Raw genomic sequence first — 22,664 nt, forward strand, 5'->3', positions numbered from 1 at the left:
CCTAATAGACCGGATAACCGGTAATGAGTATATCACTGCCGACCTTCCTTATTTTTGTTCTTTCGAGTTTCAGTGAATCATTCATGCAAACAGGCCCCTTTCCTGTGGCCATAGGTATGCCGTCACCCGCACACAGGAGCTTGAGGGCCTTGAATATCATAAATTTATCTACGAGCCTTTCCCCAATCATGGAACCCATGAGAGCAGCCCCTCCCTCAAACAAAATCGATGTTATACTCTTTTTACCGAGTATATCCATTAGTTCAGCCAGATCAATATGGCTATCTTTTACAGGGCATCTTATAACAGAGGTATTAACTCTTTCAACCCGTTTTATCCTTTCAGGATCAACTTTTTCACCAGTAATTATAAAGTTCATGACATCAGCATCATCATTAAGAAGCCTTGCATCAGGAGATATCCTGAGATGTGTATCCACTATAATCCTGTGGGGATTACGGCTGTTTTTTGCTGCAAGCCTTGAGGTTAAAAGGGGGTCATCAGCTATTACAGTCCCCACACCTACCATTACAGCATCAACCTGAGACCTAAGCCTGTGAACATATCTCCTTGCATCTTCCCCTGTAATCCACATGGAATGGCCGGTTGATGTAGCAGTAAAACCGTCAAGGGTGAGCGCTGATTTTGCTATGATGAACGGCCTGCCGGTTTTAACAAATTTAGTAAAAGATTCAAGGAGTTCCACGCACTCTCTTTCAAGCACTCCTGTCCTGACATTTACGCCATTCTCCTTCAGATACTCCATCCCCCCTCCCCTGACCTTCGGGTTTGGGTCCTTCATTCCAACAACCACATTTTTTATACCACTTTCCAGGATAGCCTTTGTACAGGGAGGTGTCTTGCCATGATGATTACAGGGTTCAAGGGTAACGTAAAGAATATCGAGGGGGGTCGTCTTTCCCTTAAGGTTTGAGATGGCCTCCAACTCGGCGTGGGCTGTACCTGCCTTTTTGTGATATCCTTTCGCAATTATCCGGTTATCTCGCACAATAACAGCGCCGACAGCAGGGTTCGGGGATGTTTTACCAAGGCCCTTTGATGCTATTTCAAGGGCCTTTTTCATATATATGGTATCTTTATCGCTCAAATTTATCTTCTGGAAAGGGGTTATTAATAACAGGGACAGGCAGTATGTAAGAATATAAAGGGAAAGAGGGGCTAAAGTCCCCCTTCTCTTCTGGTCTTAAGTATATCTTCCAGCTCAGCCATGAATTCATTTATATCCTTGAACTGCCTGTATACAGAGGCAAATCGGACATAGGCAACCTCGTCCCACTCCTTAAGGCTCTTTATGACCTTCTCCCCTATCTCCTTGCTTTCAACCTCTTTTTTTCCAAGCTCCTGAAAATAGACCTCAAGCAGATCAACAAAATCATCTATCATGGTCACGCTGACAGGCCTTTTCTGGCAGGCATTTTTTATCCCTGCGATAATCTTGTCACGGCTGAAAGGCTCCCGTCTGCCATCCTTTTTTACAACCATCGGCAGGATCTCTTCGAGCTTTTCATAGGTGGTGAAACGCCTTTCGCACTCAAGGCATTCCCGTCGTCTTCTTATGGTGCGGCCATCCTTGCTTAACCTTGAATCTATGACTTTATTTTCGATATTGGAGCAATAGGGGCATTTCATATACTCAACCTTTCGATTTCGAGTTTTGCTTCTGCGAGCATCTGATCCGAGAGTGGATCATCATATCCTTCACGGTAATAAACCTTCTTAATGCCTGCATTGATTATCATCTTGGTACATATCACACAGGGTTTGTTAGTACAATAAAGAATTGACCCGTTTATGGAGATGCCATGGTATGCAGCCTGCAATATCAGATTCTGTTCCGCATGCAGGCCCCTGCACAGTTCATGTCTCTGACCTGAAGGTATGGAGGAATCTTCCCTGAGGCACCCTACCTCTTCACAGTGCCTGAGCCCGGAAGGCGCACCATTGTAACCTGATGCCAGTATCCTTTTATCCTTGACCAGTATGGCCCCAACCTGCCGTCTCATGCAGGTTGATCTCTTGGCTACAAGATCTGTTATTGCCATGAAATATTCAGGCCACGATGGTCTGGACAATTATTTTACCCCACTAAAATCAGTTAAAATACTGGTATATCGGGAACTTTGAACAGAGCTCCTTTGCAGTAGCCTTTATATCCGCAAGTATCCTCTCATTATTGATATTTTCAAGAGCCCTGTTTATAAGGCTGGCAACTGTTATTATCTCATCTTCTTTGAAACCACGTGTGGTTACAGCAGGTGTCCCTATCCTGAGACCGCTTGTAACCTGCGCGTTTCTCGTTTCAAAGGGAACTGTATTTTTATTTACCACAATGCCTGCCTTGCCAAGGGCTGTTTCAGCATCCAGGCCTGTTAAATCCTTTGATGTAAGGTCAACAAGTATGAGATGGTTGTCTGAGCCGCCGGAAACCAGATTATAACCGTATTTCATCATCTCTTTTGCCATAACCCTGGAATTCTTTACAACCTGTTTCTGGTATTCAGTAAACTCAGGCTGTAACGCCTCATGAAAACAGACTGCCTTTGCGGCCAGCACATGCATGAGCGGGCCACCCTGTATGCCAGGGAATATGGTCTTGTTTATAGCCTTCTGATGCTCCATAGAAGAGATGATCAGCCCTCCTCTGGGGCCGCGCAGGGTCTTATGGGTTGTTGTTGTTACAAAATCAACAACACCAACAGGAGAAGGATGCTGACCCGCAGCAACAAGACCTGCAATATGGGCAATATCTGCCATCACGTAGGCCCCGACCTCATCAGCTATTTCTCTGAATTTTTGAAAATCGATTACCCTCGGATAGGCGCTTGCCCCCACAACAATCATCCTGGGTGAATGTTCCTTTGCAAGATCATACACCTGGTTGAAGTCTATGAGCTGGGTTTCAGGATCAAGCCCGTATGAGAAAGACCTGTATATATTTCCAGAAAAGCTTGCCTTGCTCCCATGGGTGAGATGCCCGCCGTGGGAGAGATTCATACCCAGTATGGTGTCCCCTGGTTTCAGCACTGAAAAATATACAGCCATATTGGCCTGGGAGCCTGCATGCGGCTGAACATTCACATACTCGGCATTGAAGAGCTTCTGAGCCCTTTTTATGGCCAGTTCCTCGACAATATCAACGTATTCACACCCGCCATAATACCTTGCCCCCGGATACCCTTCAGCATATTTGTTTGTCAATACATTACTCTGGGCCTCTATTACAGCCCTTGATGCATAATTTTCAGATGCAATAAGAACAATACTATCCTGCTCCCTGATAACTTCTTTTCTAATTGCATCTGCTACCTCCGGATCTACTTGTGAAAGCCCTTTTTCAATCAACTTTAATCACCTCTATTTTCTATTTTATCAATACGCATTTTATGCCTGCCGCCTTCAAACTCTGTCGTAAGAAAGACCTTGAGTATCTCAAGCGCCAGACCTTCACCTGTAACCCTTGCTCCGACAACAAGGATATTTGCGTTGTTATGTCTCCTTGACATCTCAGCAGTAAAATGATCATGACAAAGAGCAGCTCTTACGCCCTTAAAACGGTTTGCAGCTATGGACATTCCAATACCAGCACCGCAGATCAGCACACCTTTTTCATATTCGCCCGATGAAACAGCAACTGCCACCTTGCGTGCGATATCAGGGTAATCAACCGAATCGGCGCTGTATGCACCGGCATCTGATACCTCATATCCCAGTTCATTTGTAATTAACTCTTTATATTTGTTTTTCAAATCAAAACCGGCGTGATCCGAACCAATTATAATTTTCATTTTCTCCCCAGTAATTAAGTTCAAGGTGAAATCTATGGTTCAAATGCCTTAAACAGCAATGACGCATTTGTCCCGCCAAAACCAAATGAATTCGACATTGCCACCTTTACCTGTGCCTTTCGCGCCTTGTTTGGCACATAATCAAGATCACATTCAGGATCAGGTGTTTCATAATTTATTGTAGGCGGGATTATTCCATGTTTTACTGTCAATGCAGAGTATATTGCCTCAACCCCGCCTGTTCCACCTAAAAGATGACCTGTCATGGATTTGGTCGAACTGATAGCAAGCTTATAGGCATGGGAGCCGAATAATCTTTTTACAGCCTTTGTCTCAGACAGGTCATTAAGGGAGGTTGAGGTCCCGTGTGCATTAATATAATCAACATCTTCAGGTTTCAGACCCGCACTGTTTATTGACATTGCCATGCAGTTTACAGCCCCGTCACCTTCCGGGTGCGGTGCAGAAACATGGTATGCATCACCTGAAAGCCCGTAACCTGCTATTTCAGCATATATCTTTGCCCCCCGGTTCAGGGCGTGATTCAACTCTTCAATTACGAGAATGCCCGACCCTTCGCCAATCACGAATCCATCTCTATCTTTATCAAATGGGCGGGATGCCTTTTTTGGATCATCATTTCTTGTTGAGAGGGCATGCATGGAACAGAACCCTGCAAAGGCAAGGGGGGTAATAACTGCCTCTGCGCCACCTGTAATCATTGCATCGGCGATTCCCTCCTGCACAATCCTGAAGGATTCGCCGACAGCATGAGTACTTGCCGCACAGGCAGTTTCTATTGAAGAATTAGGCCCCATGGCACCGTATTCTATGGCAATCTGCCCCGGAAGCATGTTGGGGATTATACCGGGGATAAAAAACGGGCTTACCCTTCCCGGTCCCTTTTCAAGAAGGGTCTTGTGAAAACTTTCGATCATTGAAAGTCCGCCAAGCCCTGAACCGGTCAGACACCCTACCCTGTTACAGTTTTCCGGACCTATTTTCAACCCGGAATCTTCCATAGCCATCCTGGCAGATGCAAGACCGTAATGAATAAAGATATCAAACCTTCTTATCTGTTGCTTATCAATAAAGTCCTCAGCATGAAAATCGGTCACCTCTGCGGCAATTTTACTTTTATAGTCTGAGGTATCAAACCTGGTAACCGGCCCTATAACCGATTTGCCGGAACATAAGGCATCCCAGTTTTTTTCAACCCCTGTGCCCAGAGGAGTGACCATGCCCAGGCCGGTAATTACAACCCTTCTCTTCATAAAAATAAACCCCTCTATCCCAGTATCTGATAAGATGCATGCATCAGGGAACTAGCCCATTGCCTTTGTAATGTATGCAATAGCATCCTTTACCGTGGTGATCTTTTCAGCATCCTCATCGGGTATTGATACATCAAACTCTTCTTCCATGGCCATGATAAGCTCAACCTGGTCCAGAGAATCAGCTCCAAGATCGTCTACAAATGAGGCTGTTGGAACAACATCATCTTCAGCTACATCAAGCTGCTCACATATAATATTTTTGATTCTTTGTTCAATATCTGACATTAAACTATCCCTCCTTAAAATTTATTATTAAATAATAACCCTAACCATTAATATCACTGGCCTACATATAAAGGCCGCCATTTACATGAATAATCTGCCCTGTAATATAAGAAGCAGACTCGGAACAGAGCCAGTAAACGGTTTCTGATACATCCTGAACCGTACCAAGCCTGCCAAGAGGTATCTGCTGAAGGTATGACTCCACCACCTTTTCAGGAAGCGCATCGGTCATCTCTGTCTGGATAAAGCCGGGGGCTACAGCATTTACAGTAATACCCCTTGAAGCCACCTCCCTTGCAACAGCCTTTGTAAACCCCATAATACCTGCCTTTGATGCAGAATAATTTGCCTGACCCGCAACCCCTATCTGGCCTGAGACAGAGGCTATATTTACTATTGTGCCTCTTCTGTTTTTTATCATTGACCTGATTATGGTCTGGGTGCAGTTAAAAATACTTTTCAAATTTATATTCAGAACAAGGTCCCAGTCTCTTTCTGACATCTTCATGAGCAGTGAATCCCTAGTAATACCAGCATTGTTTATCAGGGTATCAACCCTCCCATACTTTTCAAGCACACTGTCAAAAAAGCTTTCTACAGCAGATTTGGATGAAACGTCAACCTTGAAACTCTCACACCTGATGCCCTTTTCATTTAACATAGTAAGTGTCTGGTCAGAAAAGGTTTCATCCTGATCATAATGAGCAATTATAATGACCGGACGCTCTTCGGCAAACTTAAGGGCAATTGCACGTCCTATACCCCTTGACCCCCCTGTTACAACTACAACTCTCTGTGAGTTATCCATTATTATTTCCACCCTCTAAAATATTTTTATCATGAGGATTACATTGAGCGTAACCCACCAAGGCTGTTTAAAAGCTTTTCACCTGTATTGTTCTTAACGTAGGTATAAGCCATAATGATGGCATTTTTAATCGCCTTTTCAGATGAGTGCCCGTGACACACGATGCATACTCCGTTAATGCCCAGTACAGGGGCCCCACCATATTTTGCATAATCAAGGCTCTCTTTAAATACCGAGATAAAACTTTCATCTTTAAAACCGCCGGATATATTATCAAGCCCTCTTATTAACCTGGATGTAATTGATTCTGCAACCCCTTCTGATATTTTCAGAACAACATTTCCTACAAACCCGTCACATACAATAACCTGTACCTTTCCGCTTAAGATATCCCTGCCCTCTATGTTGCCGTAAAAATCAAATGGACCCTTTACGAACAGATCATAGGCAGCCTTTACAAGGTCATTGCCCTTCCCAGGCTCTTCACCGATATTTAAAAGCCCAACCTTTGGCCTTTTCATACCAAGGCATGAAACACAAAAAGCCTCGGCCATTATGCCGAATTGATACAGGTGGTGAGGACGACAATCAACATTTCCTCCCACATCAACAACTATAACATCACCCTTTTCACCAGGGATAATACCGGCAAGGGCCGGTCTTTCAACCCCTTTAAGTTTACCTGAAGCCATTATGCCGGTGATCATTGTTGCGCCTGAATTTCCGGCGCTGACAACCGCATCTGCCTTTCCGTTCTTAAGTAGCTCAAAGGCTATTCTTATGGAGGAGTTTTTCTTTTCTCTGTATCCCTTTACAGGAGACTCGCTCATATCAACTGTTTCATTGCAGTGATAAATTGTCAATCTTTCCATGCATGTTTCATTCGCAAGGTAAGGATTGATAATATCCCTGTCTCCTACAAGAACAATATGACAATCTATCTCTATTAAAGCCTGTAAAGCCCCGCGAACTACCACTTCAGGAGCGTAATCACCTCCCATGGCATCCACGGCTATTATCATTCTATATCTCTTCTTTAGTCTCGATTATTGTCTTTCCCCTGTAGGTGCCGCAATTTTTACATACCTGATGAGATAATACCGGCTCATGGCATTGGGGACAAGAAGATACATTAGGCATTGTGATATGATCATGGGATCTCCGCATATCCCGTTTTGATTTTGATTTTCTCTTTTTTGGTACAGCCATTTATTTTCTCACTCCTTCTAGTTTTTTAATTTATTAAGTGTAGCAAAAGCCGGATGCCCCTGAGCAGTTATACATTCACACGAACTCACATTCAGATTACATCCGCATTTTGCACATAATCCAAGACAATCAATTCTGCAAAGACATTTAACAGGCAAAGAAAGAAAAAGCTGCTCCCTTATTACCTCATTCAGGTTGACTTTATCATCCCGGATAAAAACAACCTCAATATCCTCTTCCATTAATTCCAGTTCATCATTTCCAGCACCATTGTTTACTGGAACCAGAAAGTAGTTGAATTCAGCCTCTATCTCCAGCCTGTATGGCTCAAGGCACCTGTCGCACACAACCCTCAACGCCCCTTTAAAGACGCCATCCAGTACATATTTACTCTCGACCCTGTAGATAGTAAGCTCTACACTAATCGGCGTCTCTATTGCCTCTATCTGATAATCTTCTTCTCCCGGCGACCACCACCCCCTGTCAAGGGTATATGAAAAATATTTTTTCCCTTCACCGGGAATTGTCTTAAGATCAATTATCATATGCATATTCTTTTACTAAATAATTCCAAGGGGTTAATTTAATTATTAAAATCCCCGTGTATTCTATAAAAAAATAGAATGTGCAGTATATATTAGAACACCTGTTTGTCAAGTTTTTTGAATAAGATACAAAATAGATGATATGGATAAAAGAAGATTAAAATTTGCATGAAATAATAAGACATAAATCACCATCTGACCTTATGGGTTCAGACAGATGGTGATCTATATTACCAAAATACAAATCTAGATAATATTTGTAATAGAATCTGCCAATACCTTTTCAGCAACCTGTTTGGAATCAACATGATAGGTATCGTTTTTAATCATCGTTTTGAGCTGCTCTATCTTTGCAGCCCTCTCTTCAGGGACAATGTCCATCTTTTCAGCCGCCTTGCTAAACTCTACCGATTCCGGGGAAATATCAACCTTGGTACCTTTTCCAGAATCCTTTTCTGTTGCCTGCCCCTGGCCACTGATATTTTCAGCCTCTTTCAGTCTGGTCTGGGATGGATCAAGGTTTCCAACCTTATTTATGCTGTTTGATATTTCATTAACCTTCATTTTTGCCCCCTTCAAGACCATATGAGGTCTTCATATAAAAAAGAGATACTGCTAATCCTCTGTCATCTGCATATCAATACCACCGGAGAACTGATTCACCAGCTTATCAGTCATCTTTCTGAGCACCTCTTTTTGACGTGCCTCACCAGAGATGTTTATTACATCAACAGGTTTTTTCTTTTCCAATGTGCCCTCATCAGCAATCATTGCCTTTTTCTTCAACTGATTACCGTATATCCTGAGCACATTTCTTATCTGATAAGTAGTGATCAAAATAAATTGCCTCCACCTATCTCTTCGACCCGGGATATTTAAAACTTAAATTTTTTTTTAAAAATAAAGGGGAGAAATGATTAAAGAGAGCTGTTTTTCATACAACTCTCATATAATCGGTCACAGGAACATGAAACTTTACTGAATTTGACAATAAAGTAAACCTGCTCTGTTAACTGGCCGCGCTGCGAGGCTTTTCTATCCCCTGTTTTTTTATCTTCTCAACAAGTGTTGTCCGATTCATGTTCAATAGCTTTGCAGCCCTGTTTTTGACCCAGTCTGCCTTTTCAAGTGCCCTTATAATAAGGAGCTTTTCATAATCATTGATTGCGTTATTAAGTGAGAACCCATCGTCAGGTATCATGGACGGACCAACATCTTCGGTCTTCTGTTTCTGAAGAAGCTTGTCAGGCAGGTCATTTACCGTAAGCTCATCGGCATCTGTCAGGATCACCATCCTCTCTATTATATTCTCAAGCTCCCTGACGTTTCCAGGCCAGTCATAATTCATAAAGGCCTTCATTACATCCTTTGATACCCCTTTAATCTCCTTTCCTCTCGTCTTAACCATAATGTCTACAAAATGGTGAATGAGCAATGGTATGTCCGAGCGTCTATCACGAAGAGGGGGTATTTCTACAGGGATAACCCTTAATCTATAATAGAGATCTTCCCTGAACTGATTTTCAAGCACCAGTTTATCCAGATCCTTATTTGTGGCTGCAATTACCCTGATATCACATTTAATTGTTTTGGTGCCGCCAAGCCTTTCAAACTCCTGCTCCTGTAATATTCGAAGCAGCTTGACCTGCAGATGCGGGCTCATCTCACCGATTTCATCGAGGAAGATAGTTCCGCCGTTTGACATCTCAAACCTGCCTATGCGTGTCCTTATGGCATTTGTAAAGGCACCCTTTTCATGACCAAACAATTCACTTTCGAGCAGGTCTTCAGGGATTGCACCACAGTTAACAGGGATAAGAGGCTTGTCACGGCGCATGCTGTTATAATGAATGGCCTTGGCAACAAGCTCTTTTCCTGTGCCTGATTCGCCCAGTATAAGAACCGTGCTGTCAGTATCAGCCACCTTTTCTATAATTCTAAAGACCTTGTTCATCTCAGAGCTGTCGCCTATAAAGTTATCGAACTTGTACTTCTTTTTAAGCTGGTTCTTCAATGCGACATTTTCTCTCTTGATATCCCTGAATTCAAGGGCCCGGTTAATGACCATAATAACCTCTTCCATCTTTACCGGTTTTGCAAGATAGTCAAAGGCACCCGCCTTCATGGCCTCAACCGCAGTCCTTATGGTAGCATAACCTGTCAGGATAATACCTATTGTGTCAATAGAATGATCTACCAGGTATTTGAGTACCTCCATTCCATCAACCTTTGGCATATTCAGGTCAATCAGCGCAACATCATATAAATCCTCTTCTATCAGAGTGATAGCCTCTTCACCATTCTGTGCTGTATCAACATCAAAATCTTCAAGGCTTAAAATGTCAGAAAAAGACTCTCTGATCTTTGATTCATCGTCTACTACCAGTATCTTTGCTTTTGCCATAGATTATTCTCCCCTTTCAGGTGATATCATTTTGAATAATACAACGCCAATATTTTGGCTCTAGCCTTAACGACGTCAATATTTTAACTTCAAAATTTAAAATAGCAATCTTTTTTTTAATTATTAAGAGATATATAGCTGTTTGAAAGTAATATTTGCTATTTTAGGTAAATATGAAAATAAGTTGTGTTATAAATCAGCATTAAGTATCATTATATTGTATTTTTTCTACCTTTAAATTTATTATGCTGTTTTTCAACAATCAGCACGGTAAAGACTTCGTCAAAGAGTTGACAAAAAATCTATAACTGTACAAGAAAAGGCTGTTGTGCTAAAGGTATGAGTCAAAAAACTATCACCTTAACATTAGCACGAAAAGACAGATACAACCTTTTATAATTGGGCGTAGAGATGCAGATTTTAAGTGGAATAAAATATAATCTGGCAGGATTAAAGATGGGGCTCAGGACCCAAAAGCTGCTGTTTCTGGGGCTATTGCGTTTTTTTGTTGTCATCCTTGTGGCAATAGGTTTAAGTGCTATTATACTGATATACCATACTGATATTATATCTGCCATATGGTCTAAACCCGAAAGCCTCTGGGTGGTTTGGATATGGCATCTATTATCGTGGCTCATATCCCTGATTCTTATAATATTATCATCTGTGATCTCATATCTCCTTTCACAAATACTGTTTTCGATTGTGATCATGGACAGGATGTCAAGGATAACAGAAAGGATCAGGAAGGGCCATGTTACAGAGCCCGGCAGTCTCTCCTATTTTGGCCAGTTCATGTTCCTTATCAGGCAGGAGATCCCAAGGGCAATCATACCAATATTTTTACTCCTGATATTATCTGTTATAGGATGGTTTACACCTTTAGGCCCTTTTATCACGATTTTAACATCCATCATTGCTGCTGCCATTCTTGCATGGGATAATACAGACCTCGTATCTGCAAGGCGATGCATGAAATACAGGAGCAGGTTCAGATTTTTTATTGATAATTTTTCCTTTCATATAGGCTTCGGGCTTTTATTCCTGATCCCTGTTTTCAATATACTCTGCCTCTCTTTTGCACCCATAGGGGCCACCCTTTACTACCTGGATAAACATGAACAATAGAAGATGTTAAAGGTGAGAATAAAATGACAAGAAAATTTCCAAACCTTTTTTCTCCATTAAAAGTGGGTAGATTAACCCTCAAAAACCGGATCATATCTGCCCCTATGACCTTCCCCATTTTGACGTCAGATGGATGTCTTACCCCTGAGGCCATAGCGTTTTATGAACTCAGGGCAAAGGGAGGGGCCGCAGTGGTTACTGTGAGTGAACTGATTGTTAAACCTGAAGGCAGGTACTACCCTGTTCAGGTTATTATTAATGCCCCAAATGCAAAAGACAGCCTGGCAATGGCGGCAAGAGCAATAAAGCGGCATGGGGCCATTCCCAGTATGGAATTATCACATGGCGGAAAATACGCCCTTAAAGATGAAAAACATCCTGTGAGCTACGGGCCGAGTGATGAGTTCACAGATGATTTACAGACGGTTCACTCACTGACCCATGACATGATAGAGGATATCATTGAGGCATATGGAAAGGCAGCAGAAATGTGCATGGCCGCTGGTTTTGAAATGCTTCTCATACATACCGGTCATGGCTGGCTCCTGCAGCAGTTTCTCTCACCTGCCACAAATAAAAGAACTGACAAATATGGTGGGAATCTGACAAACAGGGCAAGGCTTGCTGTTGAGGTGCTCGACAGGGTGCGCTCTGTTGTGGGGAATGGTTTTCCTATTGAGCTGAGGATGAGTGCAGAGGAATACATGGCAGGAGGTTATAACTTTACCGAAGCCATTGAGTTTGCAAAACTGATACAAGAGAGGGTTGACCTTATACAGGTATCAACAGGCGCTCATACAGGGAATTTTGAGAAAACCCATCCCTCTTCATTCATGGAGAGAGGCGTAAATGTCCATTATGCGGAAGAGATGAAAAGGCATATTAATATACCTGTCTCCACCATAGGGGCTCTAAATGAACCAGACATGCTTGAAGATATAATCAGCACAGGTAAGGCCGATGCTGTAGTTATGGCAAGGGCACTTCTGGCTGACCCTTACCTACCGAAAAAGGCATACCTGGGAAAGGATGACGAGATAGTCCGCTGTTACAGGTGCTACGCCTGTATGGCAGAGAGAATGACAACCGGCCTGCGTATTTGCTCCCTTAATCCTGTAATTGGAAGTGAATATGAAAGTAGTTTCATTAAAAACACAACCAGACCCAAAACAGTTCTGGTAGCTGGTGGAGGCCCAGGAGGCATGCAGGCAGCACTTACAGCCGCTGAACGAGGTCATAATGTTATCTTATGTGAAAAGAGCAATAAGCTGGGCGGTGCGCTTAACGGGGTTAAAGGGGCGCCATTTAAGGATGACCTTTACAGGTTCATCTCGATAAAGGCACTTCTTATGCGAAATGCCGGTGTTGATATAAGACTTAGCACAGAGGTAACACCCGCGCTCGCAGCACAAATCAGGCCTGATGTGCTTATTGTTGCGGTTGGTGCAGAGCCAATTATCCCTCCTATACCTGGTATAGATGGCGAAAATGTGATCATGGCAAATGATCTGCCAGATGATTTAGAAAAGGTTGGTCAGATGGTAATAGTTATGGGCGGCGGGCTTGTAGGGTGCGAGACGGCCCTTCACATGGCTATGGAAGAGAGAGATGTAACAGTTATAGAAATGATGGAGAGTCTGTGCCCTGACGCAAACCAGCGCTACAGGCCATTACTTATGGCGCAGCTTGAAAAGCATGTAAAGTGCATAACAGGGATGCGCGGTGTGCAGGTTACAGCAAAAGGTATTTTATGTGCTGACAGGGATAGCCATGAAACATTTTTAGAGGCAGACAGTGTTATTTGTGCAACAGGTCAGCGGCCCCGCAGGGATATTGCAGATGTGCTAAAAGACTGCGCGCCTGAAGTAATCAAAATAGGAGACTGCGTAAAGGCATCTAATGTTACACAGGCATTGTTCCAGGGATACTGGGCCGGGGCTGATATAGAATAGATAAAAAAGAGGCGCTATTCCAGGATATCCATGATAGCCCTGTTAATCTCCGGGAACCTGAAACTGTATCCCTCATCCAAGAGCCTCTTAGGGATAACCCTCTGGCCTTTCAATAATACATCAGCAAATTCACCCATAACCAGTTTGAGCATAAACCCAGGTACAGGTGGCAGTATAAGCGGTTTTTTCATCGCGATGGAGATGGCTTTTGTCAATTCTCTGTTTGTTACAGGGTTTGGCGCAGTACAGTTATATATGCTGCTCAAACCTTTGTTTTCTATCTGGTAGATAAAAATATTTATGAGGTCATAAAGGTGTATCCACGAAAAATACTGCATGCCATTACCGAGCCGGCTTCCAAGCCAGTATCTGAAAAGAGGCATCATCATATGGATTGCACCTCCTCCCTTGCCAAGCACAATACCGAACCGGTTTATTATTACCCTTGCCCCACAGCATAGTGCCTCCAGTGCTGTTCTCTCCCACTCCGCTGACAGGGATGCAAGAAAATCACTGCCTGGCGCAGCATTTTCATCCACTGCTTCGTCATCATGAAAACCATAATAACCCACAGCAGAGGCACTTATAAGTAACAGGTCTGACTTTTTATTTCTGGTAATCTCTTCAACTATATTTCGGGTCGTATCAATACGGCTTTTAATAAGGGTTTTTTTATATGCCGGTGTCCATCGTTTGAATATGGTAGCCCCTGCAAGGTTAATAACCACATCACATTCCATGAGTCTTTCAAGCCATGGGCCTTTGCGGGCAGGATCACCATCAACATGGATGATATTACTCTCATGTGTTGGATTTTTTAATGAACGAGTCAGGATATATACCCTGTGGCCTCTCGCAGAAAGTGCATTTGAAAGAGATGTACCTATAAAACCTGTACCGCCGGTTATGAAGATATTCATACGCCCTCTACCAGAGATCTACTTTCTTACAATAAAACTGGAACGGACTGTACTTGCGCCGAAAAATTTTTTTGAGTAACTCTCAACTCTCTCTATATCAAACTCTTTACATGAAAAGATATTGAGATAAGCAGCCCTGTATTCTCTTGAGAAATGCCCTGTAACTGAACCCTCTTCTGAAAACTGGATAATCGAAAAGAGCCTGCTCCCTTCAATGCCTTCACCCGAAAAGGAGAATATTGGTTCAGAGTTTGCTTTCATGCCTGATGCATCAAACAGTTTACCTGGAAACCCCTTTATCAAACCAGCATCAGATATTGTATCAATGCTGCAACCATACAGGTCAAGCACCAGCTCACGACCGAATACAACAGGAGATAAAGGCACCCTGTTTTTCTTTTTTTTAACCGCAGTTAATGTCATAAAAGGCGTTCATTTAAAAAGCCAGGCATATAAAAGGCTCCAATGTGTATACCGGGATTATAATATCTGGTATTCATATTGGATGCGAATGATTTTTGTTCAAATGAATTTATACTTATTTTACAAGGATCAATTTTATCGGAACAGAACATTGCAGAGAAAAACCCGCCAATATATGTGGGTATGGCAAACAGATATGGTCTTACAATATGAAATATCTCATTTAAAAGGATATATGATGCCCTCTGCTCATCTGGCTGCATATGAATGGAACCGGTCTGGCATACCATTATGCCATCAGGAGAGAGAAGATGGTGGATACCCCCGTAAAATTCTTTTGAGAAAAGTGCTGTGGCAGGGCCGATCGGGTCTGAGGAATCAACTATAACGAGATCATATTTTTCATCTGTCTCTTTCACAAACCTGGCGCCGTCTCCAATTATAAGATTTGTCCTTTTATCATCAAATGCCCCGTTACTTATTACTGGAAGGTACTTTTTACATATACTGATCACTGTGGGATCTATCTCCACTATTGTTACCTTCTTTACAGAACTGTGTTTTAAGACCTCCCTCAATATACCGCCGTCTCCCCCTCCTATAACAAGTGCCTTTTCTGGATTCGGGTGAGACAGTACAGGTATATGAGACATCATCTCATGATAAATAAATTCATCCTTCTCAGATGCCTGAACAATCCCGTCCAAGAAAAGCATTCTGCCATACAGGGTTGATTCAACCACCATTGCATGCTGGAATTCAGAATTGCTTTCATGGAGTATGGATTTTATCCTGTAATGGGTTTCAATATCCTTCCATCTTTCAATTACCCATTCCTGATCCCGGGTCATGATTCGATGATTCCCCTCCTGATCTCCTGAACATCGATCCTGTAAGGCTTGAATTCCTCCTTGATGACAGGGATTGCCAGATGAGGATTCAGTGTCCCGCATACAAACAGATCAAGTGCAGCATATTCATATTCCGGCCATGTATGGATACTTAAATGAGATTCCTGAAGGATAGCAACACCGGATATTCCGCCATTTGGCGTGAAGACGTGAAGGTCAATACCGAGCATTGTTGCACCACAGGTATTGATCGCTTTAATAAAGATCTCCCGGATCCGGTTGGAATCATCCAGGAAATGCTTTGTCCAGAGTTCAATAAGGAGATGAACCCCAGTAAATTTCACGTCACCTTCTTGACCGCAGTATTCTCTTGCATATAAATAATCTTTTTTTAATGTTATGTTTTTCATCTATACCCATAAAAACTCCTTTCCCTTTTATTTTTACCTGAAAAAACATTGCGTTTCCTTCAGGTACAATAAAACAACACGTTTCAAATAAACCAAACTGCTTGAAAATGCAATAAAAAAATATGGTTTACGCCTACTGTACCATGTTTTTCATAAAGAGCTGTTGAATAAATAGAATATTAATATTATATTTATCGCCTGTATCTTTAAAATTGTAAAATTAAGTTATTTAACTGTATATTTACTTAATATTTGTCTATCTGCCCATAAATTATGGAGGTATAAAAATGTCAAAAAAACTGCTGATAATCGGGGGAGTTGCCGGAGGTGCAACAGCGGCATCCAGGGCAAGAAGAATTGATGAGACCGCAGAGATAATCCTTTTTGAGAGGGGCGAATACATCTCATTTGCCAACTGCGGCCTGCCCTATTACATCGGCAAAATAATAAAAGAGAGGGAAAGCCTGCTGGTGACCACAGCCGCGGCATTTAAGGCAAGATATAACATAGATATAAGACCCTTTTCCGAGGTTACTGAGATAGACAGGAACCGTAAGGAGGTTACTGTAAGGGAGATAAAAACCGGAAAGACCTACAAAGAGAGCTATGACAGGATCATACTCTCGCCAGGGGCTGAACCTTTGAGGCCGCCCCTTGAAGGGATAAACATAAAAAATATCTACAGCTTAAGAAGCATCCCTGACTCTGACCTTATAAAGGCCCATGTTGATGAAAAAAATCCTGAGTCAGCAGTAATAATAGGTGGCGGGTTTATTGGTCTTGAAATGGCTGAAAACCTCGCATTAAGGGGTATAAAGGTTACCATTATAGAGATGCTTGATCAGGTCATGGCGCCTGTCGATTATGAGATGGCTGCTATTGTGCATGCCCATTTAAAGGAAAAGGGGGTTGGCCTTATACTGGGAGACGGGGTGAAATCCTTTTCCATGTCAGGAAACCAGGTCAGGGTGACAACCGGCAAGGGAGTGGAAGTCAAATGCGATATGGTTATACTCTCCATCGGCATCAGGGCGGAAAGCATACTTGCAAAAAACGCCGGCCTTAATACAGGAAAACGCGGTGGTATAGTTGTGGATTCCGGCATGAGGACATCAGACCCTGACATATACGCGGTTGGTGATGCTGTAGAGGTCAGGGATTATGTATCCGGATTTCCTGTAATGACCGCACTCGCAGGGCCGGCAAACAAGCAGGCGAGGATAGCGGCAGACAATGCCATGGGAAGGAACGCAAAATTCAGAGGAACCATGGGGACTACTGTGGCAAAGATATTTGATCTGGTTGTCGCCTCTACAGGTAATAACGAAAAGACCCTGAAACAGAATAACACGCCCTATCTGGTAAGCTATACCCACTCAGGGTCACATGCAGGTTATTTCCCTGACGCAGAGATGATGGCCATCAAGCTTCTCTTTTCACCTGGCAGCGGAAGGATACTCGGTGCACAGATAATCGGCGGGAAAGGGGTAGACAAAAGGATAGATGTACTCGCTACTGCCATATACGCTTTTATGACAGTAGATGACCTTGAGGAGCTTGAACTTGCATATGCCCCGCCCTTTTCATCCGCAAAAGACCCGGTCAATATAGCCGGTTTTGTTGCCGCAAATATCCTTAAAGGTGATGTTCAGACAGTCAACTGGGATGACCTGAAGGATATTGATAATGAAAATGAGATACTCATAGACCTGAGGGACAAAAATGAGCTTGATGAATCAGGCACTATTGAAGGGGCAATCAATATCCCCTTAAGCGAACTCAGGGGAAGGCTCACGGAACTGGACAGGACAAAAAGCTATATCCCCTTCTGCGCCATAGGCCTGAGAGGCTATCTGGGCCACAGGATACTTGTGCAGAATGGCTTTAAATCAAGAAACCTGAGCGGGGGGTACAAGACCTACAGGGTAACTGCGAAGTAGTGTGCATCCATAAAGAGACAAATTCTGGATGGACACTACCTAAGTATAATTGATGTTGACGTATTTAAAGTATTATTTTTTTCTGGAGACATTATAATGGCATCTGCAATTCATGAGCTTGCAGGCAAGATCGCGCCTGAATCGGTACTGATCGATCCGGATAAACTTGTTTCAGCATATTATACAAGTGATCTATCCGGCCCTGTTTCATTCGGGACATCAGGCCACAGGGGATCATCCATCAAGGGCACATTTAACGATCTTCATATAGCAGCAACATCACAGGCCATATGTGAATACCGCAGATCAAAAGGGGTTAACGGGCCCCTTTATATGGGTTTTGACCCCCATGCCCTCTCCATGCCTGCATTCAGGACCGCCCTTGAGGTATTTGCCGCAAACGATGTGGAGACCATCATCCATAAGGATGATCAGTTCACACCAACGCCTGTAATTTCATTTTTTATACTTGAACATAATAAACAGGATAAAAGGCATCAGGCAGATGGCGTTGTTGTTACCCCATCACATAATCCTCCGGGCGATGGCGGGTTTAAATACAATCCGCCTAGCGGCGGCCCTGCTGATGTGGATGCCACTGACTGGATACAGACAAGGGCTAACGAACTTATAAAAAATAAAGGAACCGGTATAAAAAGGGTCCCATATGAAACCGCCTGCAAAAAAGAGAATGTGCATGAGCAGGATTTTATGATGCCATTTATCAGGTCATTGTCCGATGTTGTTGATATAAAGCTGATAAAGGATGCAGGCATCAGGATCGGCGCTGACCCAATGGGTGGCGCCGGCACAGGTTTCTGGATGCCACTGGCAGAGCTCTACGGCCTTGATATAGATGTGGTCAATAAAAAGACAGACCCGACATTCAGGTTTATGACCCTTGATTCTGATGGTGAGATCAGGATGGACTGCTCCTCACCCTATGCAATGGCTGGTCTTATAGCCATGTCAGATAAATATGATATTGCATGGGGTAATGACCCTGATTTTGACAGGCACGGTATTGTATGCCCTGATGGCCTCATGAACCCCAACCACTATCTTTCTGTTGCCATCTGGTACCTTCTTAAAAACAGGGCGGGCTGGAATAGGGATATCTCCATAGGTAAGACACTTGTAAGCAGCAGCATGATTGACATGGTTGTTAATGCCTCTGGCAAGGGTTTATATGAAGTGCCTGTGGGCTTTAAATGGTTTGTTCAGGGGCTGCTTGATGGAAAGGTTGCATTTGGCGGTGAAGAGAGCGCAGGCGCAACCTTTTTAAGGATGGATGGATCAACATGGACAACAGATAAGGATGGCTTCTGCATGACCCTTCTGGCAGCGGAAATACTCGCAAAAACAGGGAAATGCCCCTCTGATATTTATAAAAACATCCTTGTTCCCGCACACGGCGAACCATTTTATAAGAGGGAAGACGGTGCCATATCTGATGAACAGAAAAGGGTGTTAAAGGGGCTCAAACCTGACAACATCAAAACAGATAGAGTCGCAGGAAAAAAGATACTCAACATCATGACAAATGCGCCCGGTAACAATGCATCCATTGGCGGAGTAAAGGTTACCCTTGAAGGCGGCTCATGGTTTGCCTTAAGACCCTCAGGCACAGAGCCCAAAATGAAGATATATATTGAAAGCTTTGAGGGTAAAGGGCTCTGGCAGAGGATCTATGACGAGGCCCTGCCCCTTATATTCGGGGATTAGTATTCTGAATTTCAAATTATCCTGTTAAGAACTGGGGATCGGCAGACATGATACGACACTTTAATAAAACAATACCTGTTTCACTGATTTTCATCCTTACGCTTTTACTTTCCCTATCATGTTTTGCCCGTTCCTTAAAAACATCCCTTGATAAAAATAAGGAAACCCGGATCCATAGTTTAAGTTCTTCAGGAGAAGATAACCATCATCAAAATATCAGGAGTGAAGATATAAGACTGTCAAAAGATCTGAAAAGACTTGATACATTATCCAAAGAGCTTGAGTCTTTAAAATCAGAGATGCTGGAGATGAGGGAGAACTCAAAGGTGTGGACAATAGACTATTTCCCGCCTGAGGAGCATGACAGGATAGAAAATATCCTTTTCAGGTATCGCATGATCAGGAGCACCCTCTGGGAGATCGTCTCTTTTTACAAGGATTACAGGGAGCATTTCACAACCCCTGAGACACAGACAAAGGGATTCATCATCGGCTACAGCGCTGGGCTGCATCTCACATCATACACATCTCTGCTTGTAACCACTTTTATTGATGAACCGGCTGGCAAACGTAAACTTAATGAGGCATATCCGAGGTCTGAGATAAAGGCTGGCACATATGATATGCTTCTTTCAAGCCTCACCTCTATTGATCACATGGAGGCTATCAAGGTTGCATGGGTGCTGTTTAATAATGAGAAGGCTGACACCTCTTCAGTGCTTTATACTATCTACAGCGCTGACCCCGAATATCAGGCTGTAATTGACCGGATAGGCTATCTATATAAAGAGACAGATGAGAGGATCACCTTTATCCTTAAAAAGAAATCCCTGCTCTTACCTAAAACAGCAAACAGACTCAGGCATACGTTTATACTCAAGCTTGCAGATAACTTGAAGAACAAGGTAGGTGATAATCTCTATGCAATCAGGGGGCTTCTTTTTTCCAATGTCAGTGATATAAAGATCCCTCTTACATGGCCTATCAAATTTACAGAGGAGCAGAAGAGAGAACTCCACTCCATTTTAAGGCCGGGTGACATTATACTCACCTATACTGCCGGGTACATGAGCAATATCTTTTTACCTGGCTCATTCAAACATGGGATCACCTATGTGGGTGATACATCTGCAAGAAAGGAGACAGGGCTGGTAGATATTCCTAAAGCCCTCATTGCAGGCATAAATGTCAAAAAACTTGAAGCGGATTTTAACACTGAACTTCTTGAGTCAGGTCTTAAGGCAGATGTTATAGAGGCGGTTGCAGAGGGTGTTATATTTAATTCCCTTGACCTCCTGCTTGATACCCACATCAACAGGATGGTTGTCTTAAGGCCAAGGCTATCGACAGCGGAGATCAAAGAGGCACTCACCATCACCTTTGCACTGCTTGGCGCAGACTATGATTTCAAGTTTGATTTCAATGATGGCTCATATCTCTGCTGTACAGAGGTGATATACAGGGCGCTAAATTCAAGGGGCGAATATAATTTTGACCTCGTAAAAAGGATGGGCACCCTGACACTGAGCGCCGATGACATCCTTGAATACTATGTAAGGAATGAATACAGGCCATTTGATGTTATGGTTTATGCGGAGAAGGATCATTCAGCAGATGGCAATACAGCAAGCCTCTATAAAGGCGATAAGGGGTTGAAGCAGTTGAAGAGGCTCATGAATATACAGTAAATCATTTTTTATTAGCCTATTGAGATATTTTAAGTTAATTATTGCCCTGTAACCTGTTAATGACAAGGAGGATAAAATGGCAAACATCGATTATGAAAAGTTAATAGCCCGTTTTCCTGATGGAGAGGTGATCCCCGCGATTATGAACCGGCAGATCCCGAGTATGACGATGATCAGTGACAATCTTATACCGGGGTCTAACAATTACATGGAGGGCGGATGGATTTATGACATACCGGAGCCCAATCCTGGGGTGTTTGAGATGAACCACCGGAGATTTGATGAACTGGTAATGCTGATAGGCAGTGACCCTGATAACCCTGAATACCTTGGGGCAGAGATTGACTTTTATGTGGCAGGGCAGCCTGTAACAATAAACAGGACAGCCGCAATGTTTATTCCCAAAGGGATACCACACGGCCCGCTCCACTATAAAAGGGTATTCGGTAAAAGACCCGATATCAAGCCACATTTTATGACCGGCATCATGATAGGTGTTGGAAACCTGAAGGAGGCATGGGGAGACAGCGGGGTTGCCGAGGCAAAGAAGGAGTTCCCAGTAAAGGCCGATAATGACAAGAGGGATTATTCCCTGTTCGGGACAAAGAAGTATCTCTTTGAGGTTGGGCAGGGGCTTAAAAACCGCAAAAGCATGACGCTTATGAGCAGTGAACTTGTACCTGAGGCATACTCATACATAAACTTAAGCTGGATAACCGGCATACCTGAAACAGACCCAAGAGAACATGCCCATGACTATGATGAACTCCTGGTGCACCTGGGGGGCAACCCTTTTCGCCCAAATGACCTTGGCGCAGAGATAGAATTCGAACTCGGCGGCAAACAGTATACAGTCAACTCGACCTCTTCAGTATGGCTGCCAAAGGGTGTAAAGATGGGGCCAATGAAATGGAAAAATTTCAGGCACCCTCACATTGTACTATCTATTATCTTTAACTGCGGTGACAAAGAAAAGATATATGGTGATATGAAATAAAAAAATCGCTTGAATCAACTGTATGGGGTTTTACCCCACGCATGGTAGAGACAAGGCATGCCTTGTCTCTACGAGATATATACCGGTCAGAAATAATTTCCAGCCCTGCAAAAGCATAAAATTTTCTTGACTTACTCCTTATAAAACATAGAGTGCAAATGTTTTTTACCAGGTTGATGCATCCTGATAAATAAAATAAATTTCACTAAAATTAAAAAATATCCGGAGAAGAATGATGTTTTATTTTTTGTATTCTATGAAAAGAGTCAAACAGTTACTATTACTAATCATATTTA

Annotated in this window: 24 protein-coding genes; 6 read left to right on the forward strand and 18 right to left on the reverse strand. The window is 43.0% G+C overall.

Annotation, left to right across the window (positions count from 1 at the left end):
- Window position 1: 1 nt before the first annotated feature.
- The 14 genes from ribD to GX654_16645 all read right to left on the reverse strand — a co-directional run bounded on the left by ribD (window position 2) and on the right by GX654_16645 (window position 10,334).
- Window positions 2-1,108, reverse strand: a complete 1,107-nt coding sequence (gene ribD / locus GX654_16580) for a bifunctional diaminohydroxyphosphoribosylaminopyrimidine deaminase/5-amino-6-(5-phosphoribosylamino)uracil reductase RibD (protein NLD38477.1) — start codon at window positions 1,106-1,108, stop codon at window positions 2-4.
- A 71-nt stretch (window positions 1,109-1,179) separates the two neighbouring features.
- Window positions 1,180-1,650, reverse strand: a complete 471-nt coding sequence (nrdR, locus tag GX654_16585; GenBank protein ID NLD38478.1) for a transcriptional repressor NrdR — start codon at window positions 1,648-1,650, stop codon at window positions 1,180-1,182.
- Window positions 1,647-2,093 (reverse strand): cytidine deaminase, encoded by a 447-nt coding sequence (locus tag GX654_16590; protein ID NLD38479.1) that lies wholly within the window; start codon window positions 2,091-2,093, stop codon window positions 1,647-1,649. Before GX654_16590 ends, nrdR begins: the two co-directional genes overlap by 4 nt.
- A 19-nt stretch (window positions 2,094-2,112) precedes the next feature.
- A complete protein-coding gene (locus tag GX654_16595) occupies window positions 2,113-3,360 on the reverse strand; it encodes a serine hydroxymethyltransferase (protein NLD38480.1) in 1,248 nt (415 codons plus the stop codon).
- A gap of 5 nt (window positions 3,361-3,365) precedes the next feature.
- On the reverse strand, window positions 3,366-3,806 hold the full coding sequence (gene rpiB / locus GX654_16600) for a ribose 5-phosphate isomerase B (protein ID NLD38481.1): 441 nt from the start codon (window positions 3,804-3,806) through the stop codon (window positions 3,366-3,368).
- Between the two features lie 32 nt (window positions 3,807-3,838).
- Window positions 3,839-5,080 carry a beta-ketoacyl-ACP synthase II gene (fabF, locus tag GX654_16605; protein NLD38482.1) on the reverse strand — a complete coding sequence of 414 codons (1,242 nt, stop codon included), beginning with the start codon at window positions 5,078-5,080 and terminating at the stop codon, window positions 3,839-3,841.
- Window positions 5,081-5,131: 51 nt separating this feature from the next.
- Window positions 5,132-5,368, reverse strand: a complete 237-nt coding sequence (gene acpP, locus GX654_16610; protein NLD38483.1) for an acyl carrier protein — start codon at window positions 5,366-5,368, stop codon at window positions 5,132-5,134.
- Window positions 5,369-5,429: 61 nt separating this feature from the next.
- Window positions 5,430-6,176: a 3-oxoacyl-[acyl-carrier-protein] reductase gene (gene fabG / locus GX654_16615; protein NLD38484.1), complete on the reverse strand. Its 747-nt coding sequence runs from the start codon at window positions 6,174-6,176 to the stop codon at window positions 5,430-5,432.
- A 38-nt stretch (window positions 6,177-6,214) separates the two neighbouring features.
- Entirely contained in the window at window positions 6,215-7,198 is a 984-nt protein-coding gene (gene plsX, locus GX654_16620; protein ID NLD38485.1) for a phosphate acyltransferase PlsX, read from the reverse strand.
- A gap of 1 nt (window position 7,199) precedes the next feature.
- Window positions 7,200-7,385, reverse strand: coding sequence for a 50S ribosomal protein L32 (gene rpmF / locus GX654_16625; GenBank protein ID NLD38486.1), 186 nt, complete (start codon window positions 7,383-7,385; stop codon window positions 7,200-7,202).
- 17 nt (window positions 7,386-7,402) lie between these two features.
- Window positions 7,403-7,930 carry a DUF177 domain-containing protein gene (locus tag GX654_16630; protein NLD38487.1) on the reverse strand — a complete coding sequence of 176 codons (528 nt, stop codon included), beginning with the start codon at window positions 7,928-7,930 and terminating at the stop codon, window positions 7,403-7,405.
- A 246-nt stretch (window positions 7,931-8,176) separates the two neighbouring features.
- Window positions 8,177-8,494 carry a flagellar biosynthesis anti-sigma factor FlgM gene (gene flgM, locus GX654_16635; GenBank protein ID NLD38488.1) on the reverse strand — a complete coding sequence of 106 codons (318 nt, stop codon included), beginning with the start codon at window positions 8,492-8,494 and terminating at the stop codon, window positions 8,177-8,179.
- Window positions 8,495-8,545: 51 nt separating this feature from the next.
- The gene (locus GX654_16640) at window positions 8,546-8,767 is read right to left on the reverse strand and encodes a hypothetical protein (protein NLD38489.1); all 222 of its coding nucleotides are present in this window, start codon (window positions 8,765-8,767) and stop codon (window positions 8,546-8,548) included.
- A 172-nt stretch (window positions 8,768-8,939) separates the two neighbouring features.
- Window positions 8,940-10,334 carry a sigma-54-dependent Fis family transcriptional regulator gene (locus GX654_16645; GenBank protein NLD38490.1) on the reverse strand — a complete coding sequence of 465 codons (1,395 nt, stop codon included), beginning with the start codon at window positions 10,332-10,334 and terminating at the stop codon, window positions 8,940-8,942.
- Between the two features lie 411 nt (window positions 10,335-10,745).
- Between GX654_16645 and GX654_16650 the strand changes: the two genes are divergently transcribed.
- Both GX654_16650 and GX654_16655 read left to right on the forward strand, forming a co-directional pair.
- On the forward strand, window positions 10,746-11,462 hold the full coding sequence (locus GX654_16650) for a hypothetical protein (protein ID NLD38491.1): 717 nt from the start codon (window positions 10,746-10,748) through the stop codon (window positions 11,460-11,462).
- Window positions 11,463-11,485: 23 nt separating this feature from the next.
- Window positions 11,486-13,414: an FAD-dependent oxidoreductase gene (locus GX654_16655; GenBank protein NLD38492.1), complete on the forward strand. Its 1,929-nt coding sequence runs from the start codon at window positions 11,486-11,488 to the stop codon at window positions 13,412-13,414.
- Window positions 13,415-13,428: 14 nt separating this feature from the next.
- Here the strand turns inward: GX654_16655 and GX654_16660 are convergent, their stop codons facing one another.
- Genes GX654_16660 through speD form a run of 4 tightly spaced genes read right to left on the reverse strand, consistent with a single transcriptional unit; the run spans window position 13,429 to window position 15,952 of the window.
- A complete protein-coding gene (locus GX654_16660) occupies window positions 13,429-14,334 on the reverse strand; it encodes a TIGR01777 family protein (protein ID NLD38493.1) in 906 nt (301 codons plus the stop codon).
- Between the two features lie 18 nt (window positions 14,335-14,352).
- Complete coding sequence (locus GX654_16665) at window positions 14,353-14,757, reverse strand: S-adenosylmethionine decarboxylase (GenBank protein NLD38494.1); 405 nt, start codon at window positions 14,755-14,757, stop codon at window positions 14,353-14,355.
- The gene (gene speE / locus GX654_16670; protein NLD38495.1) at window positions 14,754-15,608 is read right to left on the reverse strand and encodes a polyamine aminopropyltransferase; all 855 of its coding nucleotides are present in this window, start codon (window positions 15,606-15,608) and stop codon (window positions 14,754-14,756) included. The genes GX654_16665 and speE overlap by 4 nt, the downstream gene beginning before the upstream one ends.
- On the reverse strand, window positions 15,605-15,952 hold the full coding sequence (speD, locus tag GX654_16675) for an adenosylmethionine decarboxylase (protein NLD38496.1): 348 nt from the start codon (window positions 15,950-15,952) through the stop codon (window positions 15,605-15,607). Before speD ends, speE begins: the two co-directional genes overlap by 4 nt.
- A 353-nt stretch (window positions 15,953-16,305) precedes the next feature.
- Between speD and GX654_16680 the strand changes: the two genes are divergently transcribed.
- From GX654_16680 to GX654_16695, 4 genes are all read left to right on the forward strand, one after another.
- A complete protein-coding gene (locus GX654_16680) occupies window positions 16,306-17,958 on the forward strand; it encodes an FAD-dependent oxidoreductase (protein ID NLD38497.1) in 1,653 nt (550 codons plus the stop codon).
- Between the two features lie 96 nt (window positions 17,959-18,054).
- Entirely contained in the window at window positions 18,055-19,683 is a 1,629-nt protein-coding gene (locus tag GX654_16685) for an alpha-D-glucose phosphate-specific phosphoglucomutase (GenBank protein NLD38498.1), read from the forward strand.
- A 47-nt stretch (window positions 19,684-19,730) separates the two neighbouring features.
- Window positions 19,731-21,371, forward strand: a complete 1,641-nt coding sequence (locus GX654_16690; protein ID NLD38499.1) for a hypothetical protein — start codon at window positions 19,731-19,733, stop codon at window positions 21,369-21,371.
- A 76-nt stretch (window positions 21,372-21,447) separates the two neighbouring features.
- Window positions 21,448-22,368 carry a hypothetical protein gene (locus GX654_16695; GenBank protein NLD38500.1) on the forward strand — a complete coding sequence of 307 codons (921 nt, stop codon included), beginning with the start codon at window positions 21,448-21,450 and terminating at the stop codon, window positions 22,366-22,368.
- Window positions 22,369-22,664: the final 296 nt, after the last annotated feature.

Origin of the sequence: Desulfatiglans sp. (assembly GCA_012513605.1) — a bacterium.
Taxonomy (GTDB): Bacteria; Desulfobacterota; DSM-4660; order Desulfatiglandales; family HGW-15; genus JAAZBV01.